General features: G+C 67.4%; 17 protein-coding genes. 5 read left to right on the top strand and 12 right to left on the bottom strand.

Annotated features, from left to right (window positions below; all coding sequences use genetic code 11):
• The first annotated feature begins 59 nt into the window (after positions 1–59).
• Together QZ647_RS10370 and QZ647_RS10365 are read left to right on the top strand one after the other, a co-directional pair.
• The gene (locus QZ647_RS10370) at positions 60–530 is read left to right on the top strand and encodes a hypothetical protein (RefSeq protein ID WP_291272095.1); all 471 of its coding nucleotides are present in this window, start codon (positions 60–62) and stop codon (positions 528–530) included.
• 3 nt (positions 531–533) lie between these two features.
• On the top strand, positions 534–2,189 hold the full coding sequence (locus QZ647_RS10365) for a M14 family zinc carboxypeptidase (RefSeq protein WP_291272094.1): 1,656 nt from the start codon (positions 534–536) through the stop codon (positions 2,187–2,189).
• Between the two features lie 10 nt (positions 2,190–2,199).
• On the opposite strand, the gene QZ647_RS10360 is transcribed toward QZ647_RS10365, so the two are convergent.
• The 4 genes from QZ647_RS10360 to ybeY all read right to left on the bottom strand — a co-directional run bounded on the left by QZ647_RS10360 (position 2,200) and on the right by ybeY (position 6,377).
• The gene (locus QZ647_RS10360) at positions 2,200–3,858 is read right to left on the bottom strand and encodes a S41 family peptidase (protein WP_291272093.1); all 1,659 of its coding nucleotides are present in this window, start codon (positions 3,856–3,858) and stop codon (positions 2,200–2,202) included.
• A gap of 175 nt (positions 3,859–4,033) precedes the next feature.
• Entirely contained in the window at positions 4,034–4,765 is a 732-nt protein-coding gene (locus tag QZ647_RS10355) for a YebC/PmpR family DNA-binding transcriptional regulator (RefSeq protein ID WP_291272092.1), read from the bottom strand.
• 123 nt (positions 4,766–4,888) lie between these two features.
• The gene (locus QZ647_RS10350; RefSeq protein ID WP_291272091.1) at positions 4,889–5,608 is read right to left on the bottom strand and encodes a hypothetical protein; all 720 of its coding nucleotides are present in this window, start codon (positions 5,606–5,608) and stop codon (positions 4,889–4,891) included.
• 88 nt (positions 5,609–5,696) lie between these two features.
• Complete coding sequence (gene ybeY / locus QZ647_RS10345) at positions 5,697–6,377, bottom strand: rRNA maturation RNase YbeY (protein ID WP_286355984.1); 681 nt, start codon at positions 6,375–6,377, stop codon at positions 5,697–5,699.
• 288 nt (positions 6,378–6,665) lie between these two features.
• On the opposite strand from ybeY, the gene QZ647_RS10340 reads away from it, so the two are divergent.
• Positions 6,666–7,256: an RsmG family class I SAM-dependent methyltransferase gene (locus tag QZ647_RS10340; RefSeq protein ID WP_291272090.1), complete on the top strand. Its 591-nt coding sequence runs from the start codon at positions 6,666–6,668 to the stop codon at positions 7,254–7,256.
• Between the two features lie 47 nt (positions 7,257–7,303).
• Here QZ647_RS10340 and QZ647_RS10335 read toward each other — a convergent pair whose 3' ends face one another.
• Genes QZ647_RS10335 through QZ647_RS10325 form a run of 3 tightly spaced genes read right to left on the bottom strand, consistent with a single transcriptional unit; the run spans position 7,304 to position 10,274 of the window.
• Positions 7,304–8,467 carry a LysM peptidoglycan-binding domain-containing protein gene (locus QZ647_RS10335; RefSeq protein ID WP_291272089.1) on the bottom strand — a complete coding sequence of 388 codons (1,164 nt, stop codon included), beginning with the start codon at positions 8,465–8,467 and terminating at the stop codon, positions 7,304–7,306.
• A 31-nt stretch (positions 8,468–8,498) separates the two neighbouring features.
• Positions 8,499–9,410 (bottom strand): PfkB family carbohydrate kinase, encoded by a 912-nt coding sequence (locus QZ647_RS10330; protein WP_291272088.1) that lies wholly within the window; start codon positions 9,408–9,410, stop codon positions 8,499–8,501.
• A gap of 36 nt (positions 9,411–9,446) precedes the next feature.
• Positions 9,447–10,274: a Smr/MutS family protein gene (locus tag QZ647_RS10325; RefSeq protein WP_291272087.1), complete on the bottom strand. Its 828-nt coding sequence runs from the start codon at positions 10,272–10,274 to the stop codon at positions 9,447–9,449.
• Between the two features lie 210 nt (positions 10,275–10,484).
• Here QZ647_RS10325 and QZ647_RS10320 point away from each other — a divergent pair, with 210 nt between their 5' ends.
• Positions 10,485–11,138 (top strand): hypothetical protein, encoded by a 654-nt coding sequence (locus QZ647_RS10320; protein ID WP_291272086.1) that lies wholly within the window; start codon positions 10,485–10,487, stop codon positions 11,136–11,138.
• A gap of 66 nt (positions 11,139–11,204) precedes the next feature.
• On the opposite strand, the gene QZ647_RS10315 is transcribed toward QZ647_RS10320, so the two are convergent.
• The 3 genes from QZ647_RS10315 to QZ647_RS10305 all read right to left on the bottom strand — a co-directional run bounded on the left by QZ647_RS10315 (position 11,205) and on the right by QZ647_RS10305 (position 15,115).
• Positions 11,205–12,065, bottom strand: a complete 861-nt coding sequence (locus tag QZ647_RS10315; RefSeq protein WP_291272085.1) for a hypothetical protein — start codon at positions 12,063–12,065, stop codon at positions 11,205–11,207.
• 31 nt (positions 12,066–12,096) lie between these two features.
• Positions 12,097–13,104 (bottom strand): hypothetical protein, encoded by a 1,008-nt coding sequence (locus QZ647_RS10310; protein WP_291272084.1) that lies wholly within the window; start codon positions 13,102–13,104, stop codon positions 12,097–12,099.
• An 82-nt stretch (positions 13,105–13,186) separates the two neighbouring features.
• Positions 13,187–15,115 (bottom strand): ABC-F family ATP-binding cassette domain-containing protein, encoded by a 1,929-nt coding sequence (locus tag QZ647_RS10305; RefSeq protein WP_291272083.1) that lies wholly within the window; start codon positions 15,113–15,115, stop codon positions 13,187–13,189.
• 70 nt (positions 15,116–15,185) lie between these two features.
• Between QZ647_RS10305 and QZ647_RS10300 the strand changes: the two genes are divergently transcribed.
• Complete coding sequence (locus QZ647_RS10300; RefSeq protein ID WP_291272082.1) at positions 15,186–15,689, top strand: MarR family transcriptional regulator; 504 nt, start codon at positions 15,186–15,188, stop codon at positions 15,687–15,689.
• Here QZ647_RS10300 and QZ647_RS10295 read toward each other — a convergent pair.
• Both QZ647_RS10295 and QZ647_RS10290 read right to left on the bottom strand, forming a co-directional pair.
• Positions 15,682–17,436, bottom strand: a complete 1,755-nt coding sequence (locus QZ647_RS10295) for a transglutaminase domain-containing protein (protein WP_291272081.1) — start codon at positions 17,434–17,436, stop codon at positions 15,682–15,684. The two genes, QZ647_RS10300 and QZ647_RS10295, sit on opposite strands and share 8 nt — an antisense overlap.
• A 39-nt stretch (positions 17,437–17,475) precedes the next feature.
• Positions 17,476–17,952, bottom strand: coding sequence for a Spy/CpxP family protein refolding chaperone (locus QZ647_RS10290; protein ID WP_291272080.1), 477 nt, complete (start codon positions 17,950–17,952; stop codon positions 17,476–17,478).
• Positions 17,953–17,968 lie beyond the last annotated feature (16 nt).

Below are 17,968 nucleotides of genomic sequence, written 5' to 3'. Positions count from 1 at the left end.
TCCTGACCAATCGAGCCTAGCAGGGCTGCTACCCTGGGGTTCTTCTTCACGAGGCCACCATGAATCTCAAGCTCGAAGCCGTGAACCTTGTCCGCTGGCTGCATTTCGTGACCCTCGCCGTGGGCGGAGGCGCCGCCGTGGTGGCCCTGCTCCTGTCGGGCTTCGAGGAGGGCCGTGAGGACCTCCGCGGGCTGGCCGCCACGGTGTGGTCCAAGGTGGTGGCCTGGTCCTTCCGGCTGGCGCTCATCGCAGGCATCCTCATGCTGGTGCTGATGATGCAGGGCGGCCAGAACCCCCTGAAGAACGGCCATTACTTCCACATCAAGCTGCTGCTGGTCTTCGTGCTGGTGGGCCTGTCTGAGATGACGCCCAAGGCCCTGGCCGCCGGGAAGCGCGGCTCCGCGCTGCTGGCCCTGGTGCTGTTCCTGGCTTCCAGCTTCACGGTCTACAACAAGGCGCTTTTCGGTGGCCGGCCCCAGTCCGGCCTCGTGATGCCGGTGACCGCGGACACCACCTTCACCGCCCGCTGAGCCATGCGAAACCTGATGTTGGCCCTGGCGGGGACGGGCCTCCTCGCCGGGTGGCCCGAGACCGTTCCGGAGCGCACGCATCTCCAGCGCACCTCCACCGTGGCCGAGGTGCGGGCCTTCATGGAGGAGCTGTGCCAGCGGGCGCCCGGCCTGGAGCCCTACCGGCCCAAGGGCGCGCCCCGCGCCACGGAAACCGGCAAGCCCCTGCTGGCCTGGCGCCTGAAGGGGAGGGGCCCGGATCCGCTGCGGGTCTATGTGAACGCCAACATCCACGCGGGTGAAGTGGAGGGCAAGGAAGCCATCCAGCAGATCATCCGCGAGCTGCTCCAGGGGAAGCACCCGGCCCTCCGGCGGAACCTGGACCTGGTGGTGATGCCCGCCTACAACGCCGACGGCACGGATGCCCTGGATCCCGCCATCCGCCCCTGGCAGCCCAACCCCTCGGAAAGCGGCGTGGGCCGGCGCGAGAGCGCGCTGGGGCTCGACCTCAACCGCGACCTCATGAAGGCCGCCGCCCCCAACACGCGCTGGCTGCTGGCCATGCTGCAGGACTTCGATCCCGCCGCCGTGCTGGACCTGCACACCACCAACGGCAGCACCCACGGCTTCCACCTCACCCACGGACCCGCCTGCACCCTGGGCGCGGATGAGGCCCTGCTGGCCTTCAACCGGAAGCTGCTGGTGGAGGTGCGCGAGCGGCTGAAAGCCGAAGGCATGCCCACCTACGACTACGGCAACTTCGTGCCTTATGGGCCCACGCCGGAGAAACCGCCCACGGCCTGGGAGACCTACGACGCCCACCCCCGGCTGCTGACGAACTACCCGGCCCTGCGCCACCGCCTGGCGGTGTTGTCGGAGAGCTATGTCTACCGCAGCTGGCCGGATCGCATCTCCGACACCCGACGCTTCGTGCTGGCCTGCCTGGGCTGGATGGCCGAGCACCGGAGCGAGATCCGTACCCAGATCCGCGATGCCCAGACGCGCTGGGCCGGCGCATGGGCGAAGGGCTCCGTGACCTTGCCCCTTTCCGCGAAGCTCAAGCTGGTCGAACGGGCCGCCTTCGACTGGGTGGACCCCATCCGGGACGAGAGGGGCCGCCTGACGGGTGAGAAGAGCCGCACCCACCTGGAGCTGCCCAGCTTCGTGGGCTTCGAGGGCCAGGACTTCGTGACGGCCCCCGCCGGCTACCTGGTGGACCCGGCCTTCGCGCCCACGGTGCTGCCCCTGCTCCAGGCCCACGGCCTGAAGGTCCTGAAGGGGGATGCCCGACCCGGAGGGCTGGCGGTCCTCCACTTTCAGGAAACGGGCCGGAAGGTGTCTCCCTCGGCCTACCAGGGGGTCTTCACGCTGGAACTCCAGGGAAGCTGGAAGACCGAACCCGTGCTGAAGAAGCTGCAACAGGGTTGGACGCCCGCCGACCTGGACCGGGCCCTTTACATCCCGCTGGATCAGCCTCTGGGCCGCCTGGCCTTCTACCTGCTGGATCCGCGCAGCACTGACAGCCTGGCCTACTGGGGCCTGTTCCACAGCGCCCTGATCCGCGGGAACGGCATGTGGGGCGAACCACCGCGCTTCCCCATCCTCGCCGTCGGCCTCGCGGCTTCCCCGGCCCCGGCGTCGGCCGCGACCCAGCTGCCGGAGCCCCGCACCCAGGAATAGGCGGGGCCCCTCAGGGGCGCACCCCGACCTGCCGGGTCAGCTCGCCCAGAGCTGCCTCCAGCACCGTGTCGCGGCCCTGGCGGAAGTCCTCCACCCGGGGTTGCACCAGACGGTCGGGCTGGACGCCCACGCCGACGAAGGGTTTGCCGTCGGGGAAGGTGTCCCGCTTGGTGCAGATCCGGGCACTGCCTCCGCCCGGTAGCCGGATGAAGAGAGGCTGACCGGTGCTCCCGCCGGTGGGTTCCCCAATGACGAGGCCGCGCTTCATGGCCACGAAGGCCACGGAGAAGTCCTCGGCGGCGGAGTAGGTGGCCGGGCTGGTGAGCACTGCGACGGGGCCGGGGAAATGCCGGGCCCCATCGGGCGGCATGGGGCTCGGGCTCTGGCGGTAGACCTGCCGGGGTCGTTCCCAGGCCCGGAAGGCCGGCTTGTAGTCGCGGGTGGCCCAGGTGGTGCCGAAGAAGGGCTCTTTCGCGAGGGTGGCGAGGATCCGGTAGCCCACGCTGGAATTGCCGCCGCCGTTGGCGCGCACATCCAGGATCAGGGCCTTGGCCTTCGAGATCCCGGGGAAGGCCTCCATGAACTGGTCGGCCGCCTCGCTGGTGCCGAAGGTGCCGAGGGTCACGAGGGCCACATCTCCAGGCAGCATGCGGAAGGAGAAGGGCGGCTCCAAGGGCATCGCCTTGCGGCGGATGGCGCCGGCGACCCGGGGCACGGGTAGTTCGAAGGCACGGCCCGATTCATCCCGGAAGCCCACCTTCGGCGTCTCCCCGAGGGGGCCCGCCAGGAAGGCGTAGGTGTAAGTCCGAGTCTCCAGGTCCTGAGGCGTGGACGCGCTCTGGAAGGGGGCGAGGGCGCTCTCCGCGTAGGCCTTCACCGGTTGTCCATCCACGGTGACCACCTCGACCCCGGGTTTGACGCCCCGGGCCTTGAGGGCGGCATCCTCCACCTGGGTGACCAGGACGCGGCCTTCCACAAGCCGGGTGCGCAGGAGGGGCTGGGCGCTGTGGGCCTCCCGGATCTCGGGGGCCGGGTAGACATTGGTGTGGCCGTCCTTCAGCTGGGCGCAAAGTCCGGCGAGGAGCCGGTAGTAGGCGGCGGTGCTGGTGGTGGATCGGACTTTCGGCAGGTAGCGGAGGTAGAGCCCGTCCCAGTCGAGGGCATCCAGCCGGTCCGTATCCACGAAGTTGAACTTCACCTCCGACCAGAAGCGGGAGAGCCCGGCGATGCGCTCGTCTTCGCTGAGGGTTTCCCGGTAGCCCGTGGCCATGGCGGAGGAATCCCAGAAGGCGCGCTCCCGCAGGCCCCGGTCGCGCATCCGCGCCAGGAGCCCGTCCCAGCGCGCATCCGTGCGAAGAGGGGCGAGGTCGGTGTCGCGGGCGGCGCCGTCGGCATTGGCGAAGCCCGCCGCGACGGCACGCTCCAGGCTCTGGAAGGCCGCGTCGGCCCGGCCCAGCAGCGCCTGGCAGCAGGCGGCGTTGTAGGCGAAGCTGGGCTCTGCCGGGTCCAGTTCAAAGACCCGAAGGTAGGTCGTGGCGGCCTGGGCGTACCGCTTCGCGGCATAATCCCGGTCTGCTTCGGCGATCAGGGCCTGGGGGGACTGGGCCCATGCGCAGGTTACGGCGGAGGCTGCGGCGAATACGGCCAGAGGCGCGATTCGAAGGGACATGGTTACTCCAGGACGACGGGTCCCTCGGGACGCGGCCATCGGTTCAGGTCCAGATGAGGACGGGTTCCTGGAATCAAACGGATGAACTGACCGGCGGCTTAGTACGGCCAGAGACGCGAGCGGCCGGGAGGACCCGGCCGCTCAGCGTTCACCCGGAGGGTGGGTGGCCGGTATCTCAGTCTTCGGGTTCCTCGTAGTCGGCGTTGTGCCACACATTCTGCACATCGTCATTGTCTTCCAGGAGATCCACGAGCTTGAGGAAGCTGGTGAGCTTGGAGCCCTCGAGGGCGGTGCTGGTGCTGGGGTCCATGATGATCTTGGCCTCGATGACGGGCAGCTTCGCGGCGTCCACGGCATCCTTGACGGCCTGGTAGGACTCGGGGCTGGTCTTGATGACCCAGGCCTCCCCCTCGTTGATCACATCATCAGCGCCGGCCTCCAGGGCCACTTCCATGATCTTGTCTTCGGAAACTTCGGGCTCGACGACGATCTGGCCCTGCTTGCTGAACAGGTAGGCCACCGAGCCCTGGGCGCCCAGTTCCCCGCCGAACTTGGTGAAGTAGCTGCGGACTTCGGGCGTGGTGCGGTTCTTGTTGTCGGTCATGGCCTCGACCATGATGGCCACGCCGCCGGGACCGTAGGCCTCGTAGACCACTTCCTCGTAGGTCACGCCTTCGAGTTCGCCGGTGCCCTTCTTGATGGCGCGTTCCCAGTTGTCCTTGGGCATGTTGCTGCCCTTGGCCTGATCCACCGCCAGGCGGAGGCGCGGATTGCTGGCCACATCGCCGCCGCCGAGGCGGGCGGCCACGGTGATCTCCTTGAGGATCTTCGTGAAGACCTTGCCCCGCTTGGCATCCGCGGCGCCTTTCTTGTGCTTGATGGTGGACCATTTGCTGTGGCCTGACATGGGGTGTGCTCCTTCAGTCGTTCGTGTCGTCCCGTGCAGCAATCGCTTCGCGTTTGCTGAAAAGTTAAAAGAGTCGTTTCAATGCTGCGGAATCGACGCTGGAGGCGATTCCGTGGGCAGGCCTCAACCTCGCAGCGCCCGGCGCGAGACCCGGGCGAAGGGCGGGGCCTCCTGCCGGAGCATGGGGCGCTCGAGGAGGAACTGGTACCACTGCTCGCCGTAGACCTTCATCTTGAGGGCCTTGCCGTTCTGCAGCAGGTTCCGGTTGGTGATGAGGCGCTCGTCGCCCTTGCAGATGCCGAGCCCCTGGTTGAGGATCTCGATGGCCCGGTCGCGTTCGCCCATCTCCACCAGCATGTAGGCGTAGACGGCGTACAGGAGGCTCTCCTTCTTGCCGGATTTGAGGGCCAGGTTGAAGGTCTCCTTGGCCTTCTTCTTTTCGCCGCGCTTCCACTGGAGGATGCCCAGCATGGCCTTGGCGATGTAGTGCTGCATGGAGGCCGAGGTCAGGAGCGGCTCGGCCTCCTCGTTCTTCTTGCGGAGGTACTGCACCACGCCGATCTGGCCGTCGATGCTGCCCTTCACCAGGAACTGCTTGGAGGAGAACCGGTAACCCTCCTTCATGACCTCGATGGCCTTCTCGAACTGCTGCTTCTTCAGCAGCTCACCGGCGCGGGTGAAGATCTTCTCAAGCTCCTGCTGGACTTTGCGCCCCTGCCAGATGAAGAGACCGGCGCCCGCGAGGATGCCGATGGGCACACTGATCCAGAGCTTGATGCTCAGCAGGCTGGACAGCAGGATCACGGCAAGGGCGGCGCCCAGGCCGAGCAGGAGATTGATCACGAAGACTCCGATGGCGCGGCCCGTGGCCGGGCCAAAGGGCCATTTTATCGGCCTTCGGGCCCGTTTTCCATGCGGAGCTTTCCGCGATTTACGAGATCACGCCGCTGCGCGACGGGGCCGCCTTCCGCCGGCGGACCATCCGCTTCACGGGAGGCGGGGCGACGGCCTCCTTCCGGGGTCGGCCGGGTCCGCGCTTCGCCGCGACCTCCTTGGGCTTGACCGTCTTGCGGACCTTGACCTTCTTCTCCTTCTTCACCCGTTCGCGGCGGACCAGGGCCGCGGCGGCCCGACCGGTGACCACCACGCGGCTGCCATCCTTGAGCTTCTTGACCTTGCTGCCGGGCTTGCGGCCCCGCTTGAGGCTCATGGCCAGGGGCTCGACTTCGAGGAGTTCCCGTTCGAGCTGTGCTTGAAGCTCCATCATCTCGCCGTGATCTTTTTCGTGATCGTAGCCGCAGAGATGGAGGAAGCCGTGGATCACCAGCGTCTCCACCTCGCGGCGGCGGCTCACTCCGAATTTCTTGGCCATTTTCTCGGCGGTGGGCAGGCTGATGACGATGTCGCCAAGGTGCGGGAAGGCGCCCTTCTCCACGCTGGAGGGGAAGCTCAGCACATCGGTGGTCATGTTTTTTCCGCGGTGTTCGCGGTTGAGTTTTCTCATGCCGCGATCATCGACATAAGTCAGTGATACGCCTTGGGACTCCGGAGCGAGGCGATCTCGAAGGCTTTGAAGGAGCTTGCCGAGAGACTGCTCGCCGGGCCCGCGCATTTTGCTCCGGCTCGACCAGTCGACCAGAAAGGGCGGATGGTTCTGATTCATAGCCGGCTCCTGTGGAAGATCAATCAAAGGGGAATCATCATCGGATCTATTGCTCGATCCGTCAATGTCATAATTCTAGATGCAGGAAATGCATCGATGTTGACACCTCAGACAATAGAGTGTTTTTCGCATGAAACAAGTTCTAAAAATTTCAAAAAGTATTGAATACAAAGAAGAAATAATTCAAATGATAAGAATTCAAGCGGAGGTCTACCGCTTCCCTGGCATCCTTGGAGCATGGAGCCTCGCCTTCCTGCAGCCCTCAATGCCCCCCTGGGGCGTTTCCTGGTCCTCCTGGACCGTTGGAACCGGACCCATGCCCTGACGGCCCTTCCCCCGGGGGAGCGCCGGGAGGAACTGCTGCTGGACGCGGCGATTCTCCTGCCCTTCCTGGAGGGCCTGCCTCCGGGGGCCCGGGTGGCGGACCTGGGAACGGGCATGGGTTGCCCGGCGGTCGTCCTGGCCTTGGCCCGCCCCGATCTGGAGATCCTCGCCGTCGACGCTTCGACCAAGAAGCTGGCCTTCGTCCGGCAGGCGGCCCTGGAATTGCCCGTTCCCAACCTGAAAGCCATCCATGGTCGCTTGGAGGAACTCCCCCCCCTGGGCGCGGACCTGGGCACGGCCAAGGCCCTGGGAGCCCTGGGCCAGCTGGCGGGTTGGTGGGGGCGGCACGGGAAGGCCGGGAGCCCCTTCCTGGCCCTCAAGGGACCCGAATGGGCCCACGAGCCCCTGCCGATGGGATGGATGGCCACCCCCCATCCCTACGCCCTTCCCACCCGGGGGCAGCGGGTCGTGGTGGAGCTGAGGCAGACGGTCCAGCCCTCTTGATGCTGAAAGGCCCCCGATCCGGGGGCCTTTCAGGTTTGCAGTGCAGGTCAGCGGGTGAGGGTGTCGCCCATCCGGATCTCTTCATTGGAGCGCAGCACCCGGCAGGTGGCCGTCTGCGCCTCGGTGCGGACCACGATGGCCTGGCCCAGGTAGTGGGTGGTGGTCTCCGTGGCGCCCTTCTTGTCGTCGTCGGGGCCCACGGGGAAGGTCTTCACGCGGACCGCGAGCAGCACATCGCCCACCTTCAGCCCATCGTTGCCACCCTTGTCCACGATGATCATGTCGCCAGCGGCGGTGTGCTGATGCTCATCCCGGGCGAACACCACGACAGCCGCGCCGGAGGCCACCTTCACAGGGTCGCCCGTATCCGTCCGGAGCTGAAGGGGGATGTTCGCCGGTTCCGTGAAGCGGACGAGATGGTCGCCCACTTCCACGCCGTCGAGGCAGCGCTCGATGGTGGCCACGGAACCCTTATTCTGGGCGGTGATCACGCGGATGACGCCCACCTGCTGCACCACATCCCCCAGGTGCCGCTTGGCGGTGGGGTGCACGAGCTTGCGGGCCACGGTCTTGAGGACGAGGAAGCGGTCGCCGACCTTGACGCCCTGCTCGCTGCCGCCATTCATGTAGACGGTCTCCCCCTCGAGGAGGAGACGCCGGTCTTCGCGGCGGTTCGAGGTCAGGGTGAAAGCGCCCTGGCTCTTGTAGTGGGCTTCGGCACCCTGCGGAGCCAGGAAGGGCAGCTGGATGAAGTCCTGGAAGGCGAAGGCCAGCTCGGGCCGGCGGTGGGCGCTGGGGTCCAGGCGCCGCTGGTCGGGCTGGAGGTTCGAGACGGCATCCGGCACCGAGCCCGCCGTGGCGACGGCCCGGGTCAGGTCGATGATCAGCGGGTCGCCAGGGTAGATCCAGTGCGGATCCTTGATCCACTGGTTCAGTTCCCAGATCTGCGGCCAAGCGTAGGGGTTGCCCAGGTACTTGCCAGACAGGTCCCACAGGGTGTCGCCCTTCTGGACAATGTGGGTCCGGGATCCTTCGGGAACCTTGAGCTCCTTGGGATAATCCCATTTCGAGCTGTGGGCCTCGACCTTGATTGTGCCAGGGGTGGCTTCCTGGGCATGGAGGCCCGGGGCGAGGGCCAAGGCCACGGCGAGCCCAGGCGCGGCCAAGAGGAAGCGCAGCCGACCGACATGCAGGCGATAGGGCTGGTGCATCAGGTACCCCCGGAGGATTAGGTGGTGCTGATTATAGGTCTTCGACGCGGATCATATCTGAAAATAATGCCAAGCGGTTGCGGACTTCGTCCTGTGTGATCTGCTCCAGGCGCTCAGTGGAGAACTGCTCCACGGTGAAGCTGGCCATGACCGATCCCACCAGGGAGGCATGTTTCAGGGCCGTCACATCCGTCCGCTCGATCCAGGCCAGATAGCCCAGGAAACCGCCGGCAAAGGTGTCCCCGGCCCCGGTGGGATCGAAGACATTCTCCAGGGGGTAGGCGGGGGCGGCGAAGTGGCCCTCGGGGGTGAACAGGGCCATGCCGTACTCGCCGCGCTTGACCACGAGGATGCGGGGACCCAGGGCCTGGATCTTCCTGTAGGCCTTGAGGAGGCTGTGCTCCCGGGTCAGTTCCCGCACCTCGGCATCGTTGACCAGAAGGATGTCCACTTCCTTCAGGACCGCCTCCAGGGCCGGGCGGGCGCCCCGGATCCAGTAGTTCATGGTGTCCAGGGCGATCCAGCGGGGGCGCTTCGCCATCTGGCGCACCACATCCAGCTGCAGGGCCGGGTCGATGTTCCCCAGGAACAGGTATTGGGATTCCCGGTAGGCCTCAGGCAGATCGGGGCGGAAATCCGCGAAGACATTGAGATCCGTGGCGAGGGTCTTGGCCTCGTTCAGGTCATAGCCGTAGGCGCCCTTCCAGTGGAAGCTGAGGCCCTTGACCTTCGAAAGCCCAGCCAGGTCGATGGGCCGGCCGCTGAAGACCCGCATCTGCTCCGGGCCGAAGTCTTCGCCCACCACGGCGACCATGCGCACGGGGTGGAAGCGGCTGGCGCTCAGGGAGAAGTAGGTCGCCGAGCCCCCGAGGGCATGCTCGCGGCGCCCGAAGGGCGTCTCCAGATCATCAAAAGCCACACTGCCGACGACCAGCAAGCTCATCAGAAACACTCCATGTGCGCAGTTCAGGTGCCTGGATCAGGATTGGGGCTGGGAAGGGGTGAAATACAGCAGCCAGGCTTGGCTCCCACCCATGGGGACCGGGGCCTGGGCATAGCGGGCCACCATGGGAACCTGGCCCGAGGCGAGCAGGTCGAGCAGGCCCTCATGAAGCTTCGGATCGGGTCCCAGGGTGACCTGGAGGCTGCGCCAGCCCAGCACCAGGCCATCTCCCAGCCGGTCCTTCAGGCGCTCCACGGCGTCCGGGACCGAATGCCCACGCAGATCCAGCACGCCGTCCACCTCCAGGGCCATGCCCGCCGCCAACTGGAACCGGACCGGGGCCGAGGTGGAACTGGCCACGGGAAGAGCCGCGGGAACAGCCATGGGAACGGGGGCAGCGGTCTTTCCGGGCCCAGGGGAGGGCACCGCAACCAGCAGGGTCGGGGGGGCGGGCGGCTGAGGCTGGGGCGGGAGGGGCGGCGGCGGGACCTGGCTCTGAGCCGGGACGGGTGCGGGTGTCGGCACCCGAACCGGCGGCTCCCGGTCCAGCTGTCCCTGGAGCGACCGGGCCATGGGCTTCAGGCCCTTCAAGTCCTTCAGGGCCTCCTGGAAGGTTTCGGGGACGGGCGGAGGGGGCGGGGGCGCCTCTGCCGTCGGGGCGGGGGCCAGAGGGGCCTTGGCCGGAGGCCGGGGGGCGGCTGGCTTCAGACCCATGGCCGACAGGAAGACCGAATCTTCGTCATCCAGGCTGGCCGGCCCCTCGGGTTTGGGTACGGGCTTGGGCAAGGGCTTGGCGGCCGGACGCGCCGGGTCTTCAGGAGCCAACTGCTGCTTCAACTTCGCCAGATCCTGCTTCCACGCCATGAACCATCCTCATTCTGTCCAGAGTAGGCCATCGCGGCCCAGGCCCAAAGCCCGCTGTTGCAATTGCACCGCCCTGAGGCAAAACGCCGCGGTGGCTCTCCCCCTTCAACCGGAGTAAGCTGCGCGGGATCCAAGGATTGACGCCACTTGGCGTAACCTGGCACACCCTTCGCTCCGTAGCCATCCAAACCGCTCTTTCCTGGAGGCCCCATGCGCCGTCCCGCCCCGCTGCTCCTGCTCCCCCTGCTCCTTGCTTCGGGAGCCACCCTCTCGGCCCAGAGCCCGCACATCGGGTTCAGCCTGAACCTGCTCTTCCCCACGGGGGACTTCGCCAGCCAGACCTATCCCGCCTACTTCAGCCCCAGCGCCGGCCGAGTCATCGCCCCCCAGAAGGAGACCTACGATGTGGGCCTGGGTGGCAGCTTCACGGTCAGCTTCCCCGTGGATCGCAGCTTGGCGATCCGTCTGAACCTCAGCGGATCGGCCGAAAACGGCACCAACCGGGCCCCGGGCGAGACCAGCATCAACCTCCGCCACTCGCAGTTCAACCTGGGGGGCGACCTGCAGATCTTCCCCCAGGGCACGGCCTTCCGGCATCGCGGGCTCTATTTCGTGGCCGGTCTTTCTGCGGACTTCGAACAGTTTGATCGCAGCTTTGGCGACCCGCTGTACGACTACACCGACACCACGCGCAAGAGCCGCATGGGCGGTTCGCTGGGCCTCGGCCACAGCTTCGGTTACGACGCGGGGATGCGGTTCACCCTGGAAGCCACCTTCCACAAGACCCTGACCAGCCACGATGTCGCCGCCGGCGATCCCCCGGCCACCGACTTCGTGAAGGTGGGGTTCGGCTTCGTCTTCTAAACAGTCCCCGTTGCTGCGAAAAAGCGGCCCATCGGGCCGCTTTTTCGTAGCAACAAGGCCGGAGTATCAGCCTTTCTTCTTGGGGGCGGACTTCCGCTTCTTCGCGGGTTTCGCCGGTTCGGGTGCCTCATCCTTGCCCAGGAGGCCGTTCACCAGCCGGACGACATCCTTGTTGGCCGGGTCGAGCTTCTGGAGACGGCGGGCGTAGGTGAGCCGTTCGGATTGGGGACGGGCATCGTCGGCCTTCACCTGCTCGAGCTTCTCGGCCACGAAGCGGGTGGTGCCGCCGGCTTCGGCCATCTCGGCTTTCTCCTTGGCAAGGAACGCCTGCCAGTCGGCGGCGGCCTTGGCCGTGCTGTCCTTGGTCTGGCGGAGCCGGGTCAGGATGCCCTCGATGTCCTTCAGGGCCCGCTCACTGTGGGCGATGGCGGCCTTCTGCTCATCCATGAAGATCTTCAGCTGCTGACGGACCTTCATCTGATCCTGGGACAGCCCGGGTGCCTCTTCGAGTTCCTTGAGACGGGGGGCCTGCTTGGCCATGGCGTCCTGGAACTCGCGGAGCTTGAGCTCATGCTCCATGCGCGTCTTGGCCAGCAGGGGCTCGGCGGTGTGGAGGTTCTCCTCGGCCACCGCCTGGGCCTTCTGCAGGTGGACGACCGCGTCCTCCCAGCTGCCCTCGGCCACGCAGGCGCGGGCGGCCAGGCTGCGCAGGGCCACCAGGGCGTGCATGTCGTTGTAGTCCGAGGGATTCACGGTGAGACCTTCGCGGCCCAGGAGGGCCTCGACGCCCCGGCGCACGGTGGGGGCATCACCCCGTTCCAGCTGGATTTCCCAGGGACCCCTCACCTCCTTGAAGCGGTCGGTAAGGTTCTGGGCGCCCAGGCTCGTGGCCAGGGCGCAGGCAAGCAGGAAACCGAGGCGGCTCATGGACGCTCCTTCCAGGTGGGGTTCGGCGCGATCACTTCTTCTTCGCGCTGCCCTTCTTCGCGCCCTTGGCTTCCTTCACGAAGGGCTCCTTGCCCTGCTTCAGGTTGTCCAGGGCCTTCTGGGCACCGGCATTGCCGGGATCGAGCACCAGCAGGCGGTTGAGGAAGGCCGCCTGGGCCTGGGAGCCATTGAGCTTGGTGACATTCTCGGGGTTGCGAAGCACCGCATCGACCCAGTTCTTCTTGCCGACGATCTTCACCTTCTTGATCACCTGCTCGGTGTTGAACTTGGTGATCTCATCGTTCTGGCTGGCCAGGACCTCCTTGGACTTGGCGGCGGCCTCCTCTGCGGCCTTCAGCAGGCCGTCGGCCTCCTTGCGGTTGTCGGCGAGCACCTTGGTGATCTTGGGGGCATTGCCGAGGTTCTGCTTGTGGACGGGCAGGGCCGCGGCGATCTGATCGAGCTCCTGCTGCTCCTGGGGCGCCTTGGCGATCCGCGCCTTGAGCTCCTCCATGCCCTTGGCATCCAGCTTCTTCGTTTTGGCGTTCACCGCGGTCACATCCTCCTGGAGGGCGCTCAGGCTGGCCTGCAGCTCCTGCTGGCGGGAGGCGTTCTTGGCGAGGTAGTCCTGGGAATCCTTGGCGGCCTTCTCCCACTGGGCAGCGATGGGGGCCTGGGCCTTGTCCAGGTCGGCGCGGATGGCCTGGGCGGCCTTGACCCGCTTCTGCTGGATCTCCACGGCCTTCTCCCACTGGCCGGATTCGGCGGCCACATTGGCCCAGAGGCGGTAGAGGGACATGAGGCCCTGGGCGTTGTCCAGGCTCAGGCCGATGGTCTGGAGGTTCGCGCCGTTGAAGGCAGGGCGCTCGGCGGGAACCAGGGTCTCCATCTTCACCAGCGCTTCCTGGGCCCGGAAGGTCTTGAGCATCTGGTTGATGCCGGGCAGCTCGGTGTTGAACCGCTGGGCGAGATCGGCGCTGGCGGGGGCCTGGGCGACCAGTGCCACGGCGGAGAAAAGAACGATAGGCATCGGGCGCATGGCCACTCCACAAAAAAGTCCAGGTCCCAGGGTAGCGAAAAGGCCCGCGAACCGCCCGGTCCGAGGCAAACTTGTGATGGGATCAGGCCCCCCCACGCTTCTCCTCCAGATCCAGCCATTCCAGCTCAAGGACTTCCTGCTCGGCCCGGACCGCCTCCCGGTCCCGGAGGGCCTGGTGGCCGGGGCCGTCGGAGGTGAGGAAGGCCGAGGGGTCCGCCAGGCAGGCATCCACGGCGGCCAGCCGGGCGTGGAGGGCGTCCAGGGCTGCCTCCACCTCCACGAGCCGCCGTTGTTCCTTCTGGGACAGACCGGGTTTCCGGGGCCGGGGCGAATCGGCCTTGGGGGCCGGCCTGGAGGCCTCGGTCTTCACGGGCTCCTGAGCTGCCGCCCGGGCCTCCCGGAGGCTCCGCACGGTGGAGGGGGCCCCCTCGTACAGCTCCCACCGAGGGGTTCCCGCGGGGTTCCAGGCCAGGGTGTGCGTGGCCACCTGATCGAGGAAGAAGCGGTCGTGGCTCACCAGCAGCAGGGTGCCCCCGAAGCCGAGCAGGGCTTCCTCGAGGTTCTGGAGGGTGGGGATGTCCAGATCGTTCGTGGGCTCATCCAGCACCAGCAGGTCCGCGGGGCTGAGCATGGCCTTGGCCAGCAAGAGGCGGTTGCGCTCGCCGCCGCTGAGGGTGGCGGCGGGTCGGGCCTGCTGATCCACGGGGAAGCCGAACCGGGTGAGGTAGACATGGGCCAGGATGGTGCCGTTGCCGGTGTCCACCAGCGCGGCCCGGTCCGCGAGGTTGTCGAGGATGCTGCGGGCGCCATCCAGCTCACCCCGACCCTGGGAGATGGTGGTGGCGGCCATTTTCGGGTGCCGGACCACCTCGCCGGCCGTGGCTTCCAGCTCCCCGAGCAGAACCTTGAGCAGGGTGGATTTTCCGCAGCCGTTGGGCCCCAGCAGGGCGATGCGCATGCCGCGCTGGAGGGAGAGGTCCAGTCCGCCCAGCAGCTCGGCCCCTCCGGGGTAGGCGAAGCCCAGGCCCTCGGCACGGATCAGGGCATCGCTCCGGTTGCCGCCGGCGGCGAAGGTGAGGCCTTGCCGGATCTCCAGGCGCGTGCGGTCGTCCACCGTGTCCTTCAGATCCAGGACCTCCTGGATGCGGAGCTTGGACTTGCGGGTGCGGGCTTTGGCCCCGCGGCGCAGCCAGGCCATCTCGCGGCGCAGGCGGTTCTGCATGTGCTCGGTGAGGCGCGATTCCCGGAACTCCCGGTCGGACTTCTCCAGCAGGTAGTCGCTGTAGCCTCCTTCGTAGCTGCGGAGGGCGCCGTCCTCCAGCTCCAGCATCCGGGTAGCCACGGCGTCCAGCAGGTGGCGGTCGTGGGTGATGAGGAGCAGGGCGCCTTCGTAGGCCTGCAGCCAGGCCTCGAGGCGCTCCACCTGGTCCGGGTCCAGGTGGTTGGTGGGCTCGTCCAGCACCAGCACATCGGGCTCCTTGAGCCAGGCCTGGGCCAGGGCCACCCGCTTGCGCCAGCCGCCGGACAGGGATTCCACCTCCGCCTCCAGGTCGTCCAGGTTCCAGACGGTGGCCGCGGCCTTGAGGCGGGGGGTCAGGTCCCAGCCCCAGCGCTCGAGGTGATGCTCCACGCTTTGCAATTCGTCAAGAAGACGGGCCTCGACCGCCCCGGAGGCCCCGTGGAGGGTCTCGTGGATCTGCTGGTGGCGGGCAAGGAGGAGCGAGTGATCGGCCAGAGAGGCTTCCAGAGCCTGCCGGATCGTGGCTCCCGGGGCGAAATGGGGTTCCTGGCTCAGCCGCGCCACCCGCAGCCCCTGGGTGAGGACCACCTCGCCGGAATCCGGCGTCTCGTCGTTCGAAAGCAGACGGAAGAGGGTGCTCTTCCCCGCGCCGTTGCGGCCGATGAGTCCAACTTTTTCGCCCTGGAAGAGACCGAGGCTCAATCCATCCAAGATGGCTGTCGCGCCATATCGTTTCGTGACATTGATCAAACTCAGGGCGATGGACGGCAAGAAAGGCTCCTCGGACCTTTCAGATTCCCATAGTTGGAGTGATCCTTGGCGCGAAGATGCCGAGGAATCCATGACGCTACAGGAAGAACTCCAGTTGTCGAAGCTCCCGCCCCCGGGGGTCCAGCTGATGCTTCAGCTGATGCTCACGCGAGAGGCGGTGGTCCGGGTTCAGGAGCGGCTCTTCGAGGCGCACGGCCTCACCATCCAGCAGTACAATGTCCTGCGCATCGTCCGCGGCGGCCCGGTGAAGGGTCATCCGATCTACGAGATCGAGGGGCGGATGATCTACCGGTTCGCCAATGTGACTCGGCTGGTGGATCGGCTCGAGGTGCAGGGCCTGCTGAAGCGCGTGGCGGATCCCAAGGACCGTCGCGTGAGCCGAGTGGTCATCACCCCGAAGGGCCGTCGCCTCATGGAACGCCTGGATGAGCCCGTCCAGTCCCTGTCCACCCACATCACCAGCTGCTGCGACGAGTCGGAATGCCTGGCCATGGCCGATCAGCTGGAGCGCCTGCGGGAGCACTGCCAGCAGCAGGAGGGCATGCCGGAAATCCTGGTGGGCGCCGTCAACTGACCTTGACCATCAACCGATCCAGGAGGGTGTAGGCGGTTCCTTCCGGTACATCGTCCAGGCGCAGCCAGCGGCCACCGCCCAGGTTCATCCAGAGCCGCCGCTCCGAGGGATTCCACCAGCCTTCCCGGAGGGTGCGGGGGCCCGCGAGTTTTTGAGCGCCCTTCAGCTGGGCCGAGGTCGGCCGCGGGGTGGCCTCGACCGTCCACGCGCCCAAAGAGAGGACGCCCTTTTTCAGGCTCCACTGTCCGCCCGGAAGCCGCAGCTGGCTGCCGTCCGGGGTGGTCACCTGGTCGCCTTCGATGCGGATGCCGGCACCCCAGGGGGCCGGGCCGTCCTTTTCGGGGACCCAGCGGAGGCCGGAAAAGGCCATGGCCGCGCCTTCCCAGCCCACGGTGCCGAGGTCCGCAAGGTCCGTGTCGCCGAGCTTGATGCGGAGAGCCGAGGCGGGCGCCTGATCGAAGGTGGGGTCCACGGGTACCCAGCGGTCCTGGAGCTTCACCTCCACCCAGAAATGCAACCCCAAGGTCTCGCCCAGACCCACCCACCCCGTGACGCCCCGGGCCGGCACGCCCAGGCGCCGCAGGAGCGCCACCGCCAGCACACCGTGTTCCGTGCAGTCTCCCCGGGGGGTGCGACAAACCTCCAGGGCCGAGGCGAAGCCCACGGTGAAGTCCTTGTCCGTGATCCACTCGAAGACAAAGCCGGTCACCCGCTTCGCCAAGTCCCACCGGGATAGCCCCGGGGGCAGGGCCAGGCGCTGGAGCAGTCCGTCGAAGGCAGGATCTTGGAACGGCACCAGGGGGCTCGGTGCCAGGTAGCGAGCCTCCGCCGCGGCCGGCGGACCGGTCACTGGCCGCTGAACTGCCTCGCGGGTATCGGGGGCTGCGGCGCGCCGCAGGTGCCAGCGGCCCCCGGGCAGGCGCTGTTGCTGGGCATCCTGGGGCAGGTCCGGTACGGTCCCCTCCGCCTTCAGCGTCGCTTCCCGCAGCCAGGACTGGAAGGGATGCGGCGGCAGGGTCTGGAGGGTGCGTTCGAAGAATCCTTCCGACCCCTTGGCCAACGGCGCCGGAGGGGGCAGTTCCGCCCGCTGCATGAGGAGGGTGAGTCCGCCCAGCTCGGTCTTCTGGCGCAGCTCGCCGGCGGTCGGAGAGATCCAGGTCTCCACGGGCGTGGTCGCGGTGCCTTGGGTTTCCTGGCCCTTGAACCGCACGGCATCGGGGAACCCAGGCAGGGGGTCCGGCCCCACCGGTTCCAGGCTGAGGGTGCCCCACTGCTGGACGGGGAAGGAGAAAGTGGTGGCCGTCACGGGCCGGCGCAGGCGGGCGGCCTCCATCAGACGGGCGTCGAGTTCCTCGGGCCAGAGGATGGCCCCGGTGGGGATCTCCTTCTGCAGCGCCGCCCCATTCACGGGATGGAGCCGGAGGATCCCGGGGTTCGCGGGCGACCATTCCGCGCGGCCCTCGAAGGGGTCCCTGGAGAGCTGGAGTCGCCAGGTGAAGGTGATGGCCCCATCCGCGGCCCGGCGGGCGGTCTGATCCACCTCCTGGCGGATCTCCTCTCCCAGGCGGGCCAGGACCATCCATTCGCGGCTGCGGACCTCACGGAAACCGCCTATGCTGCGGGCCTGCTGGGAGGCTCCGCCCATCTCCTGGCCGCCCACCCATTGGCGGAAGCTCCGCAGGGGCGCCTCCTGGGCGAAAAGGACGATTCCGCTGAGGGTCACCACGAAAAGGGGGGATGCGCGCATCCCCCCAGTCTATCGGCCGGATGGCCCGGGAGACCGGCTTCAGCTGGTCATGCCCGCGGCCTTGCGCAGGTGGTGCATGCGCTCGCGGCGGTGAGCCTGGGCGGTGCCGCGCAGGTCGGCGGCCTTGGCCCGCTGTTCCGGGGTGAGGACGGCATCGACCTCCTGGCGGATCGAGCGGCCCGCCAGCATCATCTCGAAGCGTGCCGCCGAGGCCTTGTCGTGGAGGGCGCGCAGCTGGGCTTCGGGGGTGGCGGCCTCGCGGAAGGCCGTTTGGAGGGCCGTCTGGGCCTGGCGTGCGGTTTCGCGGCGGGCGGCCATCTCGGGGCGGTGCTTCTCGTGGATGGCGTGGATGCTGCTCTTCTGGGCTTCGGTCAGGTCCAGGGCGCGGGCCATGCGCCCGCCCCGCGGGCCGGAGCCCAAGCCAGAGCCGGGGCCGGGCATCTCGACGCCAGGCTGGGCCAGGAGGGGAAACACGCTGAAGGCGAGGACCGCGAGGGAACGGGTCAGAGGGGTCATGGGCTTCTCCTGCGAG

This window comes from Geothrix sp., assembly GCF_020622065.1.
Taxonomy (GTDB): Bacteria; Acidobacteriota; Holophagae; order Holophagales; family Holophagaceae; genus Geothrix.
Note: the sequence above shows the minus strand (reverse complement) of the source record. Positions and strands in the feature narration are given on the sequence as shown.

Bases quoted from the DNA above. Each gene is read 5' to 3' on its own strand.
- QZ647_RS10370 (WP_291272095.1), top strand. From the start codon at position 60: ATGAATCTCAAGCTCGAAGCCGTGAACCTTGTCCGCTGGCTGCATTTC.
- QZ647_RS10365 (WP_291272094.1), top strand. From the start codon at position 534: ATGCGAAACCTGATGTTGGCCCTGGCGGGGACGGGCCTCCTCGCCGGG.
- QZ647_RS10360 (WP_291272093.1), bottom strand. From the start codon at position 3,858: ATGTCCCTTCGAATCGCGCCTCTGGCCGTATTCGCCGCAGCCTCCGCC.
- QZ647_RS10355 (WP_291272092.1), bottom strand. From the start codon at position 4,765: ATGTCAGGCCACAGCAAATGGTCCACCATCAAGCACAAGAAAGGCGCC.
- ybeY (WP_286355984.1), bottom strand. From the start codon at position 6,377: ATGCGCGGGCCCGGCGAGCAGTCTCTCGGCAAGCTCCTTCAAAGCCTT.
- QZ647_RS10340 (WP_291272090.1), top strand. From the start codon at position 6,666: ATGGAGCCTCGCCTTCCTGCAGCCCTCAATGCCCCCCTGGGGCGTTTC.
- QZ647_RS10335 (WP_291272089.1), bottom strand. From the start codon at position 8,467: ATGCACCAGCCCTATCGCCTGCATGTCGGTCGGCTGCGCTTCCTCTTG.
- QZ647_RS10330 (WP_291272088.1), bottom strand. From the start codon at position 9,410: ATGAGCTTGCTGGTCGTCGGCAGTGTGGCTTTTGATGATCTGGAGACG.
- QZ647_RS10325 (WP_291272087.1), bottom strand. From the start codon at position 10,274: ATGGCGTGGAAGCAGGATCTGGCGAAGTTGAAGCAGCAGTTGGCTCCT.
- QZ647_RS10320 (WP_291272086.1), top strand. From the start codon at position 10,485: ATGCGCCGTCCCGCCCCGCTGCTCCTGCTCCCCCTGCTCCTTGCTTCG.
- QZ647_RS10315 (WP_291272085.1), bottom strand. From the start codon at position 12,065: ATGAGCCGCCTCGGTTTCCTGCTTGCCTGCGCCCTGGCCACGAGCCTG.
- QZ647_RS10310 (WP_291272084.1), bottom strand. From the start codon at position 13,104: ATGCGCCCGATGCCTATCGTTCTTTTCTCCGCCGTGGCACTGGTCGCC.
- QZ647_RS10300 (WP_291272082.1), top strand. From the start codon at position 15,186: ATGACGCTACAGGAAGAACTCCAGTTGTCGAAGCTCCCGCCCCCGGGG.
- QZ647_RS10295 (WP_291272081.1), bottom strand. From the start codon at position 17,436: ATGCGCGCATCCCCCCTTTTCGTGGTGACCCTCAGCGGAATCGTCCTT.
- QZ647_RS10290 (WP_291272080.1), bottom strand. From the start codon at position 17,952: ATGACCCCTCTGACCCGTTCCCTCGCGGTCCTCGCCTTCAGCGTGTTT.